Origin of the sequence: Escherichia sp. E4702, assembly GCF_963883545.1 — a bacterium.
GTDB lineage: Bacteria > Pseudomonadota > Gammaproteobacteria > Enterobacterales > Enterobacteriaceae > Escherichia.
This window is the reverse complement of the sequence record NZ_CAWORF010000017.1, coordinates 44,957-59,462: the sequence shown is the minus strand read 5'-3', so window position 1 is coordinate 59,462 and position 14,506 is coordinate 44,957. Positions and strand designations below refer to the sequence as shown.

Here is a 14,506-nt window from a genome sequence, read left to right as displayed (position 1 = left end):
CTCAGATGCTCAGTGCTTCAAGACGACGAAGATCAAAGTCGTTTAATTCGTCGGTATAACTTTCGGTAATCGGTGCTGGCCAGTTGTTTGTCTCCAGGGCTTCGTTTATCTGTCGTAGCGTCCGGCGATATTCCTGTCGACCAAGTTCCAGGAGTTCCTGCGAGGCTTCCACGACTGCCACCCAGTGATAGCCAGCATCTTTGTTGACGAAGATCCAGAAAAATTTGTCCAGGTTTGCCACATCGCAATACATTGCTGCGCTGAGGTGATAATCACGCTCAATAATTTCACGGTGCAGGCGATCTTTCAGTCGTTCCTGTCGCACATAACCGAGGCTGACTGACTTCACGTCGGCGCAAATGCTTTCGTATGGCAGTCGGATTTCGATATCAGGACGGACCCTGATTTCCAGCCCGGTTTCTTCATCAAACCCGAAATAGCTGATTTCAGATTTGCGATCCGGGTGGTTGAGTAGCCTTGCTGCATCAGTATTGTTTTGCAGTGCAGCGTGAATATTTTTTGCCTGTTCATACATATCTGAACTGATAAACGTTTTCCCGGCGTTTTCTTCTTGCTGGCGTTTTTGCCAGTCCTCCAGGGTAACCAGTTCCGGGCGAATTTTCCGGGCGATTTCGGTTAATTGCTCTTTCGTGCCACTGATGTTGTAAGGCAAAGATTTAGCACGTTCTTTTTTCGCCAGTTCTGGATCTATAGTTTCAATTTGCTCCAGAAGTTGCTCCCGTGTTCCACTGGTTTTCAACAGAGGAGGGAGGGTTGCATTGTATTCTCTAATGCAGGCTTTCATTGCCGATGCAGTATGTTTCTCCTCCTCCGGAATACGCTGGAATTCCACCGGAAGCGAACCGTAAAGGATGCCTGTTTCTTCGGCTCCAGCACTTACCGACAGTGGCTGGATAAGAGTGCTGTTGTAGCTTTCGATCCACTCTTTCATCTGCTCTGGTGTCATCAGTGCTGGCAGACTGGCATTGTGTTTTTTGATAATGGCGATCAGTTCGTGAGAAGTGGTAACCACATGTTCAGGAACCGGTACCGGAATAGCATATTCATCAGCGAACTTATCCGTTTCCAGAACATAGCTGTGAATGATCCGCCCACGCAGCAATGCATCACTTTCCTCACTCGGAATAGTTCCGGCAATGTGCCGTCCGTGGTAATACATCAGGCTGATACGAGCATCCTTCAGCATTGTGCTGCTTATTCCATTGGCAGAGTGATAAACCTCGTTCGGGAGGTTTTCATAGCGGCCTGGTTCGAAATATGATGGCCACATGATTTCAGTTGCTACAGGAGCTGACGCTTCACCAGTTTCATCACTGCAATTGTGATGCGGATCGCTGCCAGCGTTCTCCTTGTGCAGATGTTCAGCGCCTTCCATTTCCTCCGGATCTTTTTCCTGAGATTCATCCAGATTTTCTTCATTAAAGGTTTCCTGATACGTTGCGTCGCCCATTACCACAGCACAGTCAGGGCAGCTATCCCCGCCAGTCTGACCGCAGGCATTGCAGACTTTTTCCGGTTCATGTTGCACTACTGGCTCAGGTTGTTTCACATCCGGGCTAGTTTTTTCAGTTTCTGGCGTGTTTTGTTCCGTTTCTGGCTGGTTCTGGTACACAGAATCGCGAGTCTGGATCCCCTTAACCCATTTCGGATCGTTCGGGTCGCTAATCCCTTCAACGAACTCACCACGCGAGGCCGCCAGCAATTTGTCTGCATCGACAGGATTTTTGGGCGGAATGTTTTTCCTGCCTTCATGGAGTTCTGCCCGCTTTTTCTGGTATTCCGCATCAACAGGGTTTACCTGTGACTGAGCATCCAGCGGCTGCGTGTCCTGATGATGTTCAGTTGCGTCCGGTTCCATTGTTTCAGCCGTTGCCTGTTTATCTGCCATTGTTCCAGATGGTTGTAGTTTTTCTTCATCATCCTGTTTTCCTTCTTCTGTTACACGCTGTGGTATCGGGGCAGAGGAGCGACCGCAGGCAATATCCACGATTTCCGGATCAGGGTTGGCATGATCGGTTTCAGTCAGTACTTTGTTCAGATATTCAGTGACGTGCGCGGGGATGACCTCGATCCCAATTGGTGCTTCTTTCACGGACGCAACCACGATGGCGCGTGAATAATCCAGCCCGCCAGGCATAGTGATGAATTTGTCGCGGAAAACAGAAAAGGGCGGTTTATTTTCAGCGATAATTTCCTCAATGCGTTTAGCGTGTGCTGGATGAAGGTTATAGATGTCCACGTCCATTGAACGGGCCAGTACGCCAGTGGCTACATCGCGCGCCAGTGACGTCAGATCGTGGACGAAACCTTCGCCGCGATCGGTGAGGTTCCCGCCGCCAGCATTAGCACCGGAAGCCGTGCGAGTGATGCGTGAAACACGATTCCCTTTTCGCCATTCTTTTGTCAGAAGACCGCGATCAATGTGTTCGGTATCCAGCCAGGCTGAAATGAAATTCTTAAATTCATAGGGCTGATGTTTTTTCGTGATAGAGAAAACTGCCTTAATTGCATCAGTCAGGCGGAGCAGGGCGGCATTATCCAGAGTTGTTGGTTCTGCCATGCCGCGTATGGCCAACAGCAGATTCTGGACATAGCTGTTTTCCTGATCCATCTCAAGAGCAGTAATGTGTTCGCGTTGTTCTCGGGTGGCATGATGCAGGTATTTCCGATCCCCGGCCGCATACGTAAAAATGTGCAGAAGACGCTGTGTGAACCGCAAAGTAGATACAGAGACTTCGCAATCCTGGCAATCCCCGTGAGCGTCTGCCTGTGTGTTTTCTTCCTGGCCTCCCGCCGGTTCTTCGATTTCCGGTGCATTATCCTGATGGTGAACGTCGTCTGGCGCTGCTCCCGGTTTTAGTTCCCAGGTCATGGAGTCTTTGCTGAGTTGATAGCGTTCACTCCAGGTAAAATCGATCTCACCTTCAGGGGGAAGGTCATTAACGACAGGAAAATTCGTGGCAACAGGTTTAAAATAGCTGCTCAGTTTTTTACCTGACTTAACGAGCAGGTAATCCAGAGTGGCACAGGTCGATTCAAAATCGTCGCTTGCCCACAGGACGACGTCAGGTTCACCGGATGATTTTTTCGCTTTCCGTAACAGGAAGAGTGGTTTTGTGCTCATTGTTTTTTAACCTCAACTCAGATTAAAATTCGTTTTGTTCAGTGAATGATCTTGCCGGATACACACTGTTCATAGCCTGCGCCATACGCAGGCTATTTCTTTCAGATTTCACCGTTTAATTTCATTGCAATCAGAGTTGCCAGAAATCCGGCTTTTTTTTCTGCGGGCAGATTCTTTCCGATGTGAACCAGGCACATTTTTGTGACACCTTCATCAAGTGTTTTTACGTTGCCTGATGGACCGTCGATATCAACCACAGTGAATGGGGTTTCTTTATTTTCTGTTTTAATCACGTAGCCAATGCGCTTTCCTTCCAGATTAACCTCGTGAACAATGTCATCGGTAGTTACAACAGTGGCTTCATAATTGGTAATCATGTTTTTCTCCTTAATTAGGTTGAGCGAATCCCTGCCATTGCTGGCATAAATTCAGTTTCGAATAGTCAGTTAATTAAAGTTCGTGTGCCATCTGGTCTTTTTCGGCACATATTTCACTACAATATTTTTTCATTTCCGTCGTTGGGATAACTCCACGCATGAAATGAAGTGGTGTTTTAATGCTTTTGCTTTCTTCAATTTCTTTATTACAAAGGTGGTAAGCACATTTTATTTTCTTAGTCTTCACCATGACTCCGCCTTTACAGGTAAACCATCACGACCGAGGAAGACTTTGATCATGCAGTCAGTAATGCATGTTTTTGTGGTCAGGCTACGGATATAAAGTTTCCTCTTTTTAATATTATTTGCCGAGCAATATATGTCCGGCCTTCATGAAGAACATAATCGCCAGGAGTCACACACTGACGTGGTATTTCATCAGTTCCGAAGTGATGTGCAATCATAATTATCTCCATTTTTACAAATGAACTTTGTTGATGCGGCGCCTGGTGCCTCCAGGTGACTGCAACCAGTTAACAATTACAGTCGGCTTTCCCACCCAAACCAATAAGGACTAACATGACTTTTAACTGTGCCGCGTGCGCTTAGCCGCATTCACCGCATCACAAAATTCACTTTAAAAAGGGCGGACATCAGTCGAACTTCAAGAAAAAACTGATGCCGCCAAGACTACACACAGCAGTGTTGTTATTCACAACCGGAGGCGCACTCCCACCATTTAAATTTAACAGACAAGACCGACTCTTTATGGATATCGGAAATGCGCCTTCGTGTTGTATGCCTGTCTTTTTACCACTTCAGGCTCGGTGGTATACTGGAGTTTCCACACAACCAGTAGGGAATTACTTATGCCTATTCAATCTCAACACAAAAATATTGATTATCTTTCCGCCAGATTAGAGGCTACCGCGCTTGTTCTTGAAGAACTTGTTAAACTTCTTACGCCAGAGCAGCGTGAAAAACTGAATCTGGCAATTGCCGGGCGTTGCCCAGGCGTGAAAAATGCGTCTCTCAGGAATAGAAATTCTCCCGCATATCAATTATTACAGTTCATCAATGATGGCGTCGGCAGCAGCGATTAATTTTTCTAATGCCTCTTCGACATGATAATTGTATGGTTGTAGTGACCTGAAATCTGCAATTGCATCAGCCAGGTTTCGCGCCATTACGGCTGGTGCGATTTTTTTTGCTGCTGATACCCGGCTGGCGAGTTCCAGTGCGAGACGTGCCTGCCCTGGAGTTAACTCTCTTTCCTTTGCCATTGTTGATGCCTGTACAGACAATTCATACGCCAGACAAAATACAGCATTATTCGTTTCTAGCGGATCAATACCCTGAGTAAATGTCATCTTATCTCTCCCCTTAACGCCGGGTGGCGGAACTGTTTGCTGAGAACACCGTGCGGTGTCTTGATGGAATGTAATTTAGTTTTCTCATGTCTACGGGTCAAGTGTTTTTGATGAGAAAACTCAATATCAAATGTGAAATAAAGCCAACACATTGAAATGTAAGGCTTTAAATTTTTATGAAGGGATGATTATTGATGCTTATTACGTTTGCGAGCTTCTAGTAGCTCGGTGAATAGGCGATTAAAATTCTCAACGCGGGCACGAAGTTCGCTGATTTGTGCTTGTTGCTCTGATTTTGGTAGTGCGCGATATAATCGCAACATCTCAAACTCATCTTCCGATAAGTCTAAGGCGTTGTTGAGTGCAACTGGGGGATCCGGTGTTTTATCCTCGTCGCCAAACAGTATCCAAGTCGGTGAGCATTGCAATACCTCGGCTAGGCGATGCAAATTTTGCCCGCGCGGGGCTGTATGGTCACTTTCCCACAATGAAATTGATGAGCCAGATACGCCAGCAGCCTTGCTTAAATCGTTTTGACTTAAGCCAACCTGTTTGCGTCTTTCTCTAATTCGTTGACCTAAAGTTTTCTCGTTCATATTTAGATATCTTAATAATCCTTGACTTGAGATTCCTTGGGTGATTAATATTGAGAAAACTCAAGCGTGGGGGAGTGATGTTTAAATCAGACGTAATTAATTTTTATGGCACGAAGGCCAAAGTGGCGAAAGCTGCTGGCGTTGATCCATCTGCTGTTTCTCAATGGGGAGAACTGGTTCCCGAAGGTCGCGCGATGCGTCTACAAAAAGCATCTGGCGGGGAGCTTCAGTACGACCCCAAAGTTTATGACGAATATCGTAAGGCAAAACGACCTGGGAAGGTGATTCATGAAAATCAGGCATGAGCACATCGAATCAGTGCTGTTAGCCCTGGCAGCCGAAAAAGGGCAGGCGTGGGTCGCTAACGCAATTACTGAAGAATATCTGCGCCAGGGGGGCGGCGAATTGCCCCTGGTACCAGGCAAGGACTGGAATAATCAGCAGAACATCTATCACCGCTGGTTGAAAGGTGAAACAAAAGCGCAAAGGGAAAAAATTCAGAAGCTGATCCCAGCAATTCTGGCAATCCTTCCGCGCGAGCTGCGTCACCGACTCTGCATCTTCGATACCCTGGAACGCCGTGCATTACTGGCGGCGCAGGAAGCGTTGAGTACGGCAATTGATGCGCATGATGATGCAGTTCAGGCCGTTTACCGGAAAGCGCATTTCAGCGGCGGTGGGTCTTCCGACGATTCTGTCATTGTTCATTAAGCAAAAGTTTCCATGCTGGTTGTGCTTATTCTAAGCCACCGGGCAGCATCATACGGGGCAATTATGGCCGCATTACCATACATGCAACTGTACATAGCTGATTACCTGGCTGACACCATGCATTTGTCAGCAGAGGAACACGGTGCGTATTTGTTGCTGATGTTCAATTACTGGCAAACAGGAAAGCCAATACCCAAAAACAGGCTGGCAAAAATTGCCCGTCTGACTAACGAGCGATGGGCTGATGTTGAACCATCCTTGCGGGAGTTTTTTTGCGATAACGGCGACGAATGGGGGCATCTTCGGATTGAGGAAGATCTGGCATCAGTCAGGGAAAAGTTAACCAAAAAATCAGCCGCAGGAAAAGCATCTGTTCAGGCCAGAAGAAGCAGAAAGGAAGCAGATGTTCAAACAAAACAAGAGAGAAATTTAACAGGTGTTCAAACATATGTTGGAGTGGTGTTTGAACATGATGCCAACACAAAAGCAACTAATAAAGATACAGATCTAAAAGAATTAAACCCCACACATAACGCGCGCGTACGCGAGAGTACTCCGACAAGTGAATCGAACGGTACGCCATCGCAGACAACGGAACCCGAATATCTTGACGGCCTGATTGAACCCATCGGGAAATTTCCGATGACCGATGGCTGGCATCCGTCGCTGGATTTTCGACGACGGGCTGCACTGTGGGGCGTTGCCCTGCCAGAGCCGGAATTTACACATGCCGAACTTGCTGCCTTCCGGGACTACTGGACGGCGGAGGGGAGAGTTTTCACGCAGGTTCAGTGGGAGCAGAAATTCGCCCGTCACGTAAATCACGTCAGGGCGCAGGTTAAACCAGTCAGCAAGGGGGTGAGCTATGCAGCAGCACCAGGTGGCACCGCATCACGGGCAGTTCGGGAAATTCGGGCAGCACGTGAACAGTGGGAACGTGAAAACGGATTTATCAGCGACGGAAACGGCGTGGAAGCTGTGGGAACTCATGGGGGAGGTTTATTCGAACCGCTGGACTCAGAAGAACGGGGCCGCACCTTCGAAGCTCTGGATTGCACAGATTGGCGCGATGACTGAGCAGCAAATCCGGCAGGTCTGCCGCCAGTGCATGGAGCGTTGTCGGGCGGGTGAAACATGGCCTCCTGACCTGGCAGAGTTTGTGGCGTTGATTTCGGAAAGTGGGGCAAATCCGTTTGGTTTGACTGTGGATGCCGTGATGGAGGAGTACCGACGCTGGCGCAACGAGTCCTGGCGATACGACGGAAGCGATAAATACCCGTGGTCTCAGCCTGTGCTGTATCACATTTGCCTCGAGATGCGGGCAAAAGGGATTGAGCGTCAGATGACCGAAGGGGAGTTAAAACGACTTGCAGAACGGCAACTGGCGAAATGGGCAAAACAAGTTGGTGACGGCCTCAGTGTTCCGCCAGTCCGGCGGCAACTGGCTGCACCAGAACGCCCGTCGGGGCCAACTCCAATTGAGTTGCTGAAACAGGAATACGAACGCCGGAAAGCGGCTGGTTTTGTTTGAGTTGAGAAGTAATTTTTACCGGGAGGAAATTTTTATGGAGACCGTTTTTGACGCACTGAAAGCAATGGGAAAAGCCACGTCGGTAGAACTGGCAGCGCGACTTGATATCAGTCGTGAAGAAGTGCTGAACGAGCTGTGGGAACTGAAAAAGGCTGGCTTCGTTGATAAAAGCGTATACACCTGGCGTGTGGTTGATAACAACGTTCAGCAGGAACAGCCAGCACAGACAGTGCTGCCGGAAGAAACCACTACGGCAACAGTGACGAAAATTTCGGAGAGCGATTTAACTTCGACGATTGAACAACGTGGCCCACAAACGGCGGATGAACTGGCTACGCTGTTCGGTACAACATCCCGCAAAGTGGCTTCAACGCTGGCAATGGCAATCAGCAAAGGTCGTCTGATTCGCGTTAATCAGAACGGTAAATTTCGTTACTGCATGCCGGGCGGTAATTTACCAGCAGAGCCGAAAGTTAAATCGATAGCGGAAACCCATGGTAAAGCCTTTCCTCAACCAGCAGGTGTTGCGTTACCGGTGCAGGAAGCTGCAACACAGGAAGATATTAAAACAGAAACTGTAGCGGACATTGTGCAGTCGTTGCCATCGTACACCGAAACACAAGCGGATGACCTGGTTTTGCCATCGCTGCATATGGCAAATCGCGAACTGCGTCGGGCGAAAAATCATGTCCAGAAGTGGGAGCGTATCTGCGCCGCGCTGCGGGAGTTGAACAGGCACAGGGATATTGTTCGACAGATTACTGATTTTTCCCGCAGTGTTGCATCGGAAAAGTGATTGCCGGAGGCGCTTATGGCAAAAGTATTTACACAAGAAGAGCGGGAAATAATTAAAGGGCAGGTTGTTGAACTTGTACGTCTGAGCGGTCGCGAGACGTTACGACAACTGGAAGCTAAGACAGGTGCGACAAGATATTTAATGAGCGTTCTCGCAAGAGAGCTGGTCGCCAGTGGTGATGTATACAACTCTGGCTACGGGTTATTTCCCTCTGAACAGGCTCGTAAGGACTGGCAAAACGCCCGCAAAAAACTATCGAGGGCAAAGGTGAAGAAACCGGTTGTGGTTGATCAGGATCTTATCTGGTCATTACCAGACGGAGAAATACGCCGCTACGACAGGCATATGAACATAATCTGTCGCGAGTGCAGGAAAAGTGAAGCTATGCAGCGTGTGCTGGCGTTTTATCAGGGGAAATTTCAGGAGGTGGTGCGGTGAGTGAATCAAAATGCAGGGTTAATGGCAATCAGATAGAACCGTGTGCGGCATTGGCAAAAGCACTCGAATATGGAAATCCAACATTTAAGAGCAAAGGTATATTTATCCCGGGGCGTGTGAACATAAACACTGGCGAGCCAGGCTTAGACATTGCTCAAATTCACTCTGGTCAATATGTCGGTCGTGGCGTTGCAATGTGTTTTTGCCCGTTCTGTGGTGAAAGTCTGAAAACGTGGGAGAACAGAAATGAATGAAATTAAAGAAATACCAGTAATACGTGATGAATATGGCTGCTGGACGCATCCTGAATATGAAAAATTCTGTGATGGTAGGGAATATATTTCAACGGAAGAGTTTAACGCCTGGATGGCGGAAAATAATCTTCAATGCGTCCTCTGCTTCAGAGACGAAGGATGTGCTGACCTTGATGCGTGTGATGCTGATATTTCTGCATGGGCACCGGAACGACCAGAGGGCAATGGATGGTTTATTGGTTCAATACATGACACCGAAGATGGCCCGGTTTGTGTCTGGTTGCGAAATAAGGCTGAAGCATAAAGGTGATAAACCACCTGATAACAAAACACTGAAAATTTAAATCAGAAGTGGTTTTTATTAAATCCTTAACCGGAGGGATTTCTGCACCCTCAAAACATCAGGAGGCCGCCCGAAAGGGCGGTGAGAAAATATAAATAAAACACGATGATTATTACGCTTAAAGAAATCAGGAAGTGAAATGGGTTGTTAGATGTTGCAAACTGTTTTATTTGTTTTGTAATGCTTTTTTTACAACTATAATCATAGAACTAATGACCTCCAGTGTTATATTTAATGATAATGCAATGGATAATATTTCAAACGTGGTAAATAATCGCGCTCTTGACATAAAAAACTCCCATTTTGGATATTCTAGCAAAGGTATGTCCATCTCCCTTAAATAAGGAATAAAAACGGATGCACCAAGACAAAAAATCAGGATTTTTAAATCTGATTCCAGCTTGACAAAATAATCATCAAATACATGTTTATTATTTTGAGGGCAGATGTTGATTAGCATGCTAAAAATTACTGATATACCAGCGATGATGCCACCTAAGGTGGCACCAATAATACCAGCTGAAGACTGTTCGATTATAGAGTAAGTGTTTTTATCCTCTGAAGAAAAAATAAAGCAAATTACACCAAGAACAATTAGTCTCACCATCAAGGTTGCTAGTTTTTGCATTTTTCAAACCGATAATCTTTTCTTACTAGGGAAATAATGTCCTTTACGTCATTTGCAGAATAACCACTTAATGTGCATTCTGAAAGAGAACCATCTACAAAAATTAATTTTGCTGTAGGCTCACTATTTAAAGTAATACTTTTGGCTGTAGGACTCTTTTTCCCTTTTATCTGCCAACTTCCTCCGCCATCATTAGTCCAATCAACTAAAACATTTGCCCATGTGGAATCACGAAGATTAAGATTTCCATCTTTATTTTCAAATGTTGTGGTTAGAGCAGTAGCATTGGTATCATCTTCTATTTTGTTTAAGGCGTCTGTTAGTGCTTTTTTACTATCCCCAAAAATATTTGGCATAACAAGAGCAAATGTCACTTGCTCAATATGCCTTAACTTGTCATATTCAACCCAAAAGTTGTCCTTCTCCAGACAAGGTTCAATAAATATGCGTAATCCTTTTTCGACGAGGTAATCATTGTTAGATAATTCCTCAAACATCATTGCCGCATTGTGAGCACTTTTAAAAACAGTGGTTTTTCGTTCAATTAAAATAACTTGTTCTTGACGATCCCATAACCATACTACAGGAGGGAAACTTGGAACATTGTATTCTTGAAAGTCCTCATTGTAACCATGCAGTTTCTTTTGTTTCGAAATCAAACCTGCCATGACGCCATCAGTCGGGGCGACAGAAAGTTTTAATCTATACTGCCAGTTTTTATGGACAGATGGTGTTTGTGACACTCGTTTTATATTTTTTGATGCGTGAACGATCGCTTGCTCGAAGTGTTCAATACATCGCTCTTCGCCACTATGCTGAAACAAATCTGGATCTCTGGGCTTTAATAGTACGCGTAAAGCAAAAAAATACATTGAGAATCTCCATATAAAGTTTACCGCTATTATCACTATTCCGAGGAAACATTCAATGGGGAGGCTTCAAACTAAAATTGTTGGCAGCAACATGTCCGATAGGTAGAATTGCTGCGGGTGCTTGAGGCTATCTGCCTCGGGCATGCCACCAAAGGCAGATAGAGAAAAGCCCCAGTTAACATTACGCGTCCGGCAAGACGCTTAACATTAATCTGAGGCCAATTTCATGCTTTGCACATGTAGGTTAGCCTCTTACGTGCCGAAAGGCAAGGAGAAGCAGGCTATGAAGCAGCAAAAGGCGATGTTAATCGCCCTGATCGTCATCTGTTTAACCGTCATAATGACGGCACTGGTAACGAGGAAAGACCTCTGCGAGGTACGAATCCGAACCGGCCAAACGGAGGTCGCTGTCTTCACAGCTTACGAACCTGAGGAGTAAGAGACCTGGCGGGGAGAAATCCCCGCCACCTCTGATGTGTCAGGTATCCTCAACGCACCCGCACTTAACCCGCTTCGGCGGGTTTTGTTTTTCATGAATAAGGGATTAATAATTTTTAACTGAAATTATATTGCCTTGTTGTCCGAATGGTTAGTTGATTTTTGATATTGTCGTATTTGTCGTATTTGTCGTATTTGTCGTATTTGTTTTTATTTTCGGCTTTATTTTTTTTGCGATTGCTTCGAAATAAAGATTAATTAGAATTCATCCGTTTTGAGTAGCGCGCAGGGAGAAGATGGATGGACCCTGAAAAGGGGAGAGCTATTTATCTGGAAGGATTCTGAAGATGAAAATCGAAGAATTGCATGAATTGTTTAGTGAAAATGGCCTCTATGCTGTGCGCGTTGAGAATGGAACTATTGTCAGTCACTGCCGCATTAAATGTTTACAATCCCAGAAAAGGAAGAGCGGTGCTGTGTTAATTTATTTTGTGGATGGACTTATGGTGGACGGTTTTATTTTACGTGAAGATGAATTTGTCACATCATTACAGGCTTTGAAAGAGATAGGACTTAAGGCTGGATTTTTTGCTTTTGAGACTGAGTGAATTCATCTACAATTCAGCACAGGGTTGACCCCCTGCTGAGTAACACCGTGCCACCGGAGAAAACCGATGGCACATATACAACTGGTCAAACAAACTTCTTCTGGTTTACTTCTCCCGGCGACGCCGGAGAGTTGCGATTTTCTGCATCAAATCAAAATAGGCGAGTGGATACACGCTGACTTTAAGCGTGTTCGTAACTACGCATTCCACAAGCGTTTTTTCAAACTCCTGCAACTGGGATTCGATTTCTGGACTCCGGTCGGTGGGGCGATCACGCCTCGTGAACGAACACTGGTGTCAGGTTTCGTTGATTACCTGTGTGACTCGGTAGGCAGGGAACATACGCCAGCCCTGAGCGAAGCCGCAGAGCAATATCTGAATACAGTTGCGACACGCAGAACCCAGGATACGGCATTACTCAAGTCATTTGACGCCTTCCGTGAATGGGTAACCATTCAGGCCGGATTTTACACTGAGCATTTTTATCCGGACGGTAACCGCGGGCGTCGGGCGAAATCCATCGCGTTTGCGAATATGGACGAAACCGAGTTTCAGCAGGTTTATAAATCTGTACTGAATGTGCTGTGGAACTGGATTCTGTTCCGTAAATTTTCCTCTCCGGAACAAGTCGAAAATGTGGCTGCACAGCTGCTGGAGTTTGCGTGATGGCAGATTTACGTAAAGCGGCGCGGGGCCAGATGTGTCAGGTCAGAATTCCTGGCTACTGCAATCACAATCCCGAAACTTCCGTGCTGGCGCATTACAGACTGGCGGGGACGTGTGGAACAGTGACAAAGCCACACGATATGCAGGCTGCAATTGCCTGTAGCTCATGCCACGATTTAATCGACGGGAGAGTAAAAACCAGCGATTACACCAAAGAAGAATTACGCCTGATGCATGCAGAAGGTGTTTTTCGCACACAAGAAATCTGGAGAAAGGAAGGTTATTTATGATTTACCCAACAAATACAGGAAAAAGCGGGGAACACCTTCGTCTCACCACGCTGGAAAGTGTCTGGATTCAGGGAAAACTGCGTATGTGGGGGCGCTGGTCGTATATTGGCGGCGGTAAGACGGGGAATATGTTTAACCAGTTGCTGGCATCCAAAAAATTGACGAAAACAGCCATCAATGAAGTTCTGCGCAGGATGAAAAAAGCGGGGATTGATAAGACGGAACTGGAGGCATTTTTGCGGGAAATGCTCGACGGTAAGCAGAAAAGCTGGTTGTCTCATTGTACTGATGCCGAGGCGTTATGTATTGATCGGGTAATTAGCGAAGTGCTGGTCGAGTATCCGGGATTAATTAGCATCCTCCGACAACGATATGAAGGGCGGGGAATGAGCAAACTGAAAATGGCAGAGCAGTTAAATGAAAATCATCCTGACTGGACATTAATTACCTGTCGACGTCGTATCGATCAATGGCTGATGATTGCTGAATTTATGCTTTATAAACCAATGTTCACGGCACAAAAAAAAACTATTGCAAAGTGAGCAATAAGCTGCTTCAATTCAGTTACGCTTCGCAAAGCTGTATCGCGAGGTTAACCAGAAACGTGAACTTAAAAACCCGCCACTGGCGGGTTTTTTTATTTCTGAAGCCCGATTAAAAAATGCGCGATTAAATTGTTGTATAAAATATATTTTGTGTATATTTATAACTGTTTTTAAATTTATATACAAAGCCGACAAAATGGAAATCTAAAAATAACTTTACAAAACTTGACGTTATGGTGTATTGCAGTTTTATTATTTAAACGTATTATTTGCCGCAGTTCTTCAGGGGGAGTGGTTGCGATATATTCCTGTCTGAGGAAATAATGCCGATTTAGCTCAGTAGGTAGAGCAACTGACTTGTAATCAGTAGGTCACCAGTTCGATTCCGGTAGTCGGCACCATATGCGGGTATCGTATAATGGCTATTACCTCAGCCTTCCAAGCTGATGATGCGGGTTCGATTCCCGCTGCCCGCTCCAGCAAAACAAATGAGGCACAGGTTTTTCAGCACTGGCGTTTTTTTCGCGGGAAAGGTCTCGTATATCCTTTATCGCTCTCCCGAATTATAACGGAGACCAGTTATGATTTCGGTGCTGTGTTTTTTGATACTATCGGAATAGTGCATTATTGGTGGGATTTTTTTGATGTTTCCTGGCAGGGGCTGATTATGCACTATCCCGATGTTGTTAACATCACAAAATGAGGTGAGCCCCATGTGCGGGGGTGGTTTAAGTGGTTGTTTAGCGGGGAAACTACAGTATCTGATGGTATGTCAGGTATTTCGGGAGGCACCCGACACCTCACCTATATTATAATAATACTCTTCAGCACTTACTGATTTGACCACCGCCTTAACAGGCGGTTTTTTTTCGGTAATTTGCAGAATTGTACGCTGAAT

Annotated in this window: 20 protein-coding genes, 2 tRNA genes and 2 pseudogenes; 16 read left to right on the top strand and 8 right to left on the bottom strand. The window is 45.9% G+C overall.

Annotated features, from left to right (window positions below):
* Nucleotide 1: 1 nt before the first annotated feature.
* The 4 genes and pseudogenes from recE to kilR form a co-directional block, all read right to left on the bottom strand.
* Complete coding sequence (gene recE / locus AACU94_RS09615) at nt 2-3,145, bottom strand: exodeoxyribonuclease VIII (protein ID WP_000105107.1); 3,144 nt, start codon at nt 3,143-3,145, stop codon at nt 2-4.
* A gap of 101 nt (nt 3,146-3,246) precedes the next feature.
* Complete coding sequence (locus AACU94_RS09610) at nt 3,247-3,522, bottom strand: hypothetical protein (protein ID WP_000632298.1); 276 nt, start codon at nt 3,520-3,522, stop codon at nt 3,247-3,249.
* 73 nt (nt 3,523-3,595) lie between these two features.
* Entirely contained in the window at nt 3,596-3,772 is a 177-nt protein-coding gene (locus AACU94_RS09605; RefSeq protein WP_000241145.1) for a YdaE family protein, read from the bottom strand.
* A pseudogene (gene kilR / locus AACU94_RS09600) lies at nt 3,766-3,986 on the bottom strand (killing protein KilR). The gene AACU94_RS09605 and the pseudogene kilR overlap by 7 nt, the downstream one beginning before the upstream one ends.
* 405 nt (nt 3,987-4,391) lie before the next feature.
* Between kilR and AACU94_RS09595 the strand changes: the two are divergent.
* Nucleotides 4,392-4,625, top strand: coding sequence for a hypothetical protein (locus AACU94_RS09595; RefSeq protein ID WP_001559054.1), 234 nt, complete (start codon nt 4,392-4,394; stop codon nt 4,623-4,625).
* Here AACU94_RS09595 and AACU94_RS09590 read toward each other — a convergent pair.
* Nucleotides 4,587-4,892: a hypothetical protein gene (locus AACU94_RS09590; protein WP_000144717.1), complete on the bottom strand. Its 306-nt coding sequence runs from the start codon at nt 4,890-4,892 to the stop codon at nt 4,587-4,589. The two genes, AACU94_RS09595 and AACU94_RS09590, sit on opposite strands and share 39 nt — an antisense overlap.
* Before the next feature lie 188 nt (nt 4,893-5,080).
* Complete coding sequence (locus tag AACU94_RS09585) at nt 5,081-5,488, bottom strand: helix-turn-helix domain-containing protein (protein ID WP_001003377.1); 408 nt, start codon at nt 5,486-5,488, stop codon at nt 5,081-5,083.
* 77 nt (nt 5,489-5,565) lie between these two features.
* Here AACU94_RS09585 and AACU94_RS09580 point away from each other — a divergent pair, with 77 nt between their 5' ends.
* From AACU94_RS09580 to AACU94_RS09545, 8 genes are read left to right on the top strand one after another with little or no spacing between them, the layout of a single operon-like run.
* Nucleotides 5,566-5,793: a Cro/CI family transcriptional regulator gene (locus tag AACU94_RS09580; RefSeq protein ID WP_000476989.1), complete on the top strand. Its 228-nt coding sequence runs from the start codon at nt 5,566-5,568 to the stop codon at nt 5,791-5,793.
* Entirely contained in the window at nt 5,777-6,199 is a 423-nt protein-coding gene (locus AACU94_RS09575) for a toxin YdaT family protein (protein WP_001585636.1), read from the top strand. Before AACU94_RS09580 ends, AACU94_RS09575 begins: the two co-directional genes overlap by 17 nt.
* Before the next feature lie 12 nt (nt 6,200-6,211).
* Nucleotides 6,212-7,276: a DUF1376 domain-containing protein gene (locus AACU94_RS09570; protein ID WP_135489355.1), complete on the top strand. Its 1,065-nt coding sequence runs from the start codon at nt 6,212-6,214 to the stop codon at nt 7,274-7,276.
* Nucleotides 7,269-7,730 carry a replication protein P gene (locus tag AACU94_RS09565; protein ID WP_000139493.1) on the top strand — a complete coding sequence of 154 codons (462 nt, stop codon included), beginning with the start codon at nt 7,269-7,271 and terminating at the stop codon, nt 7,728-7,730. Before AACU94_RS09570 ends, AACU94_RS09565 begins: the two co-directional genes overlap by 8 nt.
* Before the next feature lie 34 nt (nt 7,731-7,764).
* On the top strand, nt 7,765-8,526 hold the full coding sequence (locus AACU94_RS09560; protein WP_135489354.1) for a DUF1627 domain-containing protein: 762 nt from the start codon (nt 7,765-7,767) through the stop codon (nt 8,524-8,526).
* A gap of 15 nt (nt 8,527-8,541) precedes the next feature.
* Entirely contained in the window at nt 8,542-8,964 is a 423-nt protein-coding gene (locus AACU94_RS09555) for a DUF977 family protein (RefSeq protein ID WP_135489353.1), read from the top strand.
* Nucleotides 8,961-9,218 carry a hypothetical protein gene (locus AACU94_RS09550; protein WP_000004330.1) on the top strand — a complete coding sequence of 86 codons (258 nt, stop codon included), beginning with the start codon at nt 8,961-8,963 and terminating at the stop codon, nt 9,216-9,218. Before AACU94_RS09555 ends, AACU94_RS09550 begins: the two co-directional genes overlap by 4 nt.
* Complete coding sequence (locus AACU94_RS09545; protein WP_135489352.1) at nt 9,211-9,522, top strand: hypothetical protein; 312 nt, start codon at nt 9,211-9,213, stop codon at nt 9,520-9,522. Before AACU94_RS09550 ends, AACU94_RS09545 begins: the two co-directional genes overlap by 8 nt.
* A 205-nt stretch (nt 9,523-9,727) precedes the next feature.
* Here the strand turns inward: AACU94_RS09545 and AACU94_RS09540 are convergent, their stop codons facing one another.
* Both AACU94_RS09540 and AACU94_RS09535 read right to left on the bottom strand, forming a co-directional pair.
* Nucleotides 9,728-10,189: a hypothetical protein gene (locus tag AACU94_RS09540; RefSeq protein ID WP_135489351.1), complete on the bottom strand. Its 462-nt coding sequence runs from the start codon at nt 10,187-10,189 to the stop codon at nt 9,728-9,730.
* Nucleotides 10,177-11,061: a hypothetical protein gene (locus AACU94_RS09535; protein ID WP_000273481.1), complete on the bottom strand. Its 885-nt coding sequence runs from the start codon at nt 11,059-11,061 to the stop codon at nt 10,177-10,179. The genes AACU94_RS09540 and AACU94_RS09535 overlap by 13 nt, the downstream gene beginning before the upstream one ends.
* Nucleotides 11,062-11,344: 283 nt before the next feature.
* Here AACU94_RS09535 and hokD point away from each other — a divergent pair, with 283 nt between their 5' ends.
* The 7 genes and pseudogenes from hokD (at nt 11,345) to AACU94_RS09500 (ending at nt 14,087) form a co-directional block, all read left to right on the top strand.
* Nucleotides 11,345-11,500 (top strand): type I toxin-antitoxin system toxin HokD, encoded by a 156-nt coding sequence (gene hokD / locus AACU94_RS09530; RefSeq protein WP_012578894.1) that lies wholly within the window; start codon nt 11,345-11,347, stop codon nt 11,498-11,500.
* A 346-nt stretch (nt 11,501-11,846) separates the two neighbouring features.
* A pseudogene (locus tag AACU94_RS09525) lies at nt 11,847-12,135 on the top strand (hypothetical protein).
* Between the two features lie 38 nt (nt 12,136-12,173).
* The gene (locus tag AACU94_RS09520; protein ID WP_135489349.1) at nt 12,174-12,773 is read left to right on the top strand and encodes a DUF1367 family protein; all 600 of its coding nucleotides are present in this window, start codon (nt 12,174-12,176) and stop codon (nt 12,771-12,773) included.
* Nucleotides 12,773-13,063 carry a DUF1364 domain-containing protein gene (locus AACU94_RS09515; protein ID WP_135489348.1) on the top strand — a complete coding sequence of 97 codons (291 nt, stop codon included), beginning with the start codon at nt 12,773-12,775 and terminating at the stop codon, nt 13,061-13,063. The genes AACU94_RS09520 and AACU94_RS09515 overlap by 1 nt, the downstream gene beginning before the upstream one ends.
* Nucleotides 13,060-13,605, top strand: coding sequence for a DUF1133 family protein (locus AACU94_RS09510; RefSeq protein WP_135489347.1), 546 nt, complete (start codon nt 13,060-13,062; stop codon nt 13,603-13,605). Before AACU94_RS09515 ends, AACU94_RS09510 begins: the two co-directional genes overlap by 4 nt.
* Nucleotides 13,606-13,933: 328 nt before the next feature.
* A tRNA-Thr gene (locus AACU94_RS09505) sits at nt 13,934-14,009 on the top strand.
* 3 nt (nt 14,010-14,012) lie between these two features.
* Nucleotides 14,013-14,087, top strand: a tRNA-Gly gene (locus AACU94_RS09500).
* Nucleotides 14,088-14,506: the final 419 nt, after the last annotated feature.

Excerpts from the sequence above, each read along its gene's own strand:
- recE (WP_000105107.1), bottom strand. The coding sequence starts at position 3,145 with ATGAGCACAAAACCACTCTTCCTGTTACGGAAAGCGAAAAAATCATCC.
- AACU94_RS09610 (WP_000632298.1), bottom strand. The coding sequence starts at position 3,522 with ATGATTACCAATTATGAAGCCACTGTTGTAACTACCGATGACATTGTT.
- AACU94_RS09605 (WP_000241145.1), bottom strand. The coding sequence starts at position 3,772 with ATGGTGAAGACTAAGAAAATAAAATGTGCTTACCACCTTTGTAATAAA.
- AACU94_RS09595 (WP_001559054.1), top strand. The coding sequence starts at position 4,392 with ATGCCTATTCAATCTCAACACAAAAATATTGATTATCTTTCCGCCAGA.
- AACU94_RS09590 (WP_000144717.1), bottom strand. The coding sequence starts at position 4,892 with ATGACATTTACTCAGGGTATTGATCCGCTAGAAACGAATAATGCTGTA.
- AACU94_RS09585 (WP_001003377.1), bottom strand. The coding sequence starts at position 5,488 with ATGAACGAGAAAACTTTAGGTCAACGAATTAGAGAAAGACGCAAACAG.
- AACU94_RS09580 (WP_000476989.1), top strand. The coding sequence starts at position 5,566 with ATGTTTAAATCAGACGTAATTAATTTTTATGGCACGAAGGCCAAAGTG.
- AACU94_RS09575 (WP_001585636.1), top strand. The coding sequence starts at position 5,777 with ATGAAAATCAGGCATGAGCACATCGAATCAGTGCTGTTAGCCCTGGCA.
- AACU94_RS09570 (WP_135489355.1), top strand. The coding sequence starts at position 6,212 with ATGCTGGTTGTGCTTATTCTAAGCCACCGGGCAGCATCATACGGGGCA.
- AACU94_RS09565 (WP_000139493.1), top strand. The coding sequence starts at position 7,269 with ATGACTGAGCAGCAAATCCGGCAGGTCTGCCGCCAGTGCATGGAGCGT.
- AACU94_RS09560 (WP_135489354.1), top strand. The coding sequence starts at position 7,765 with ATGGAGACCGTTTTTGACGCACTGAAAGCAATGGGAAAAGCCACGTCG.
- AACU94_RS09555 (WP_135489353.1), top strand. The coding sequence starts at position 8,542 with ATGGCAAAAGTATTTACACAAGAAGAGCGGGAAATAATTAAAGGGCAG.
- AACU94_RS09545 (WP_135489352.1), top strand. The coding sequence starts at position 9,211 with ATGAATGAAATTAAAGAAATACCAGTAATACGTGATGAATATGGCTGC.
- AACU94_RS09540 (WP_135489351.1), bottom strand. The coding sequence starts at position 10,189 with ATGCAAAAACTAGCAACCTTGATGGTGAGACTAATTGTTCTTGGTGTA.
- AACU94_RS09535 (WP_000273481.1), bottom strand. The coding sequence starts at position 11,061 with ATGTATTTTTTTGCTTTACGCGTACTATTAAAGCCCAGAGATCCAGAT.
- hokD (WP_012578894.1), top strand. The coding sequence starts at position 11,345 with ATGAAGCAGCAAAAGGCGATGTTAATCGCCCTGATCGTCATCTGTTTA.
- AACU94_RS09520 (WP_135489349.1), top strand. The coding sequence starts at position 12,174 with ATGGCACATATACAACTGGTCAAACAAACTTCTTCTGGTTTACTTCTC.
- AACU94_RS09515 (WP_135489348.1), top strand. The coding sequence starts at position 12,773 with ATGGCAGATTTACGTAAAGCGGCGCGGGGCCAGATGTGTCAGGTCAGA.
- AACU94_RS09510 (WP_135489347.1), top strand. The coding sequence starts at position 13,060 with ATGATTTACCCAACAAATACAGGAAAAAGCGGGGAACACCTTCGTCTC.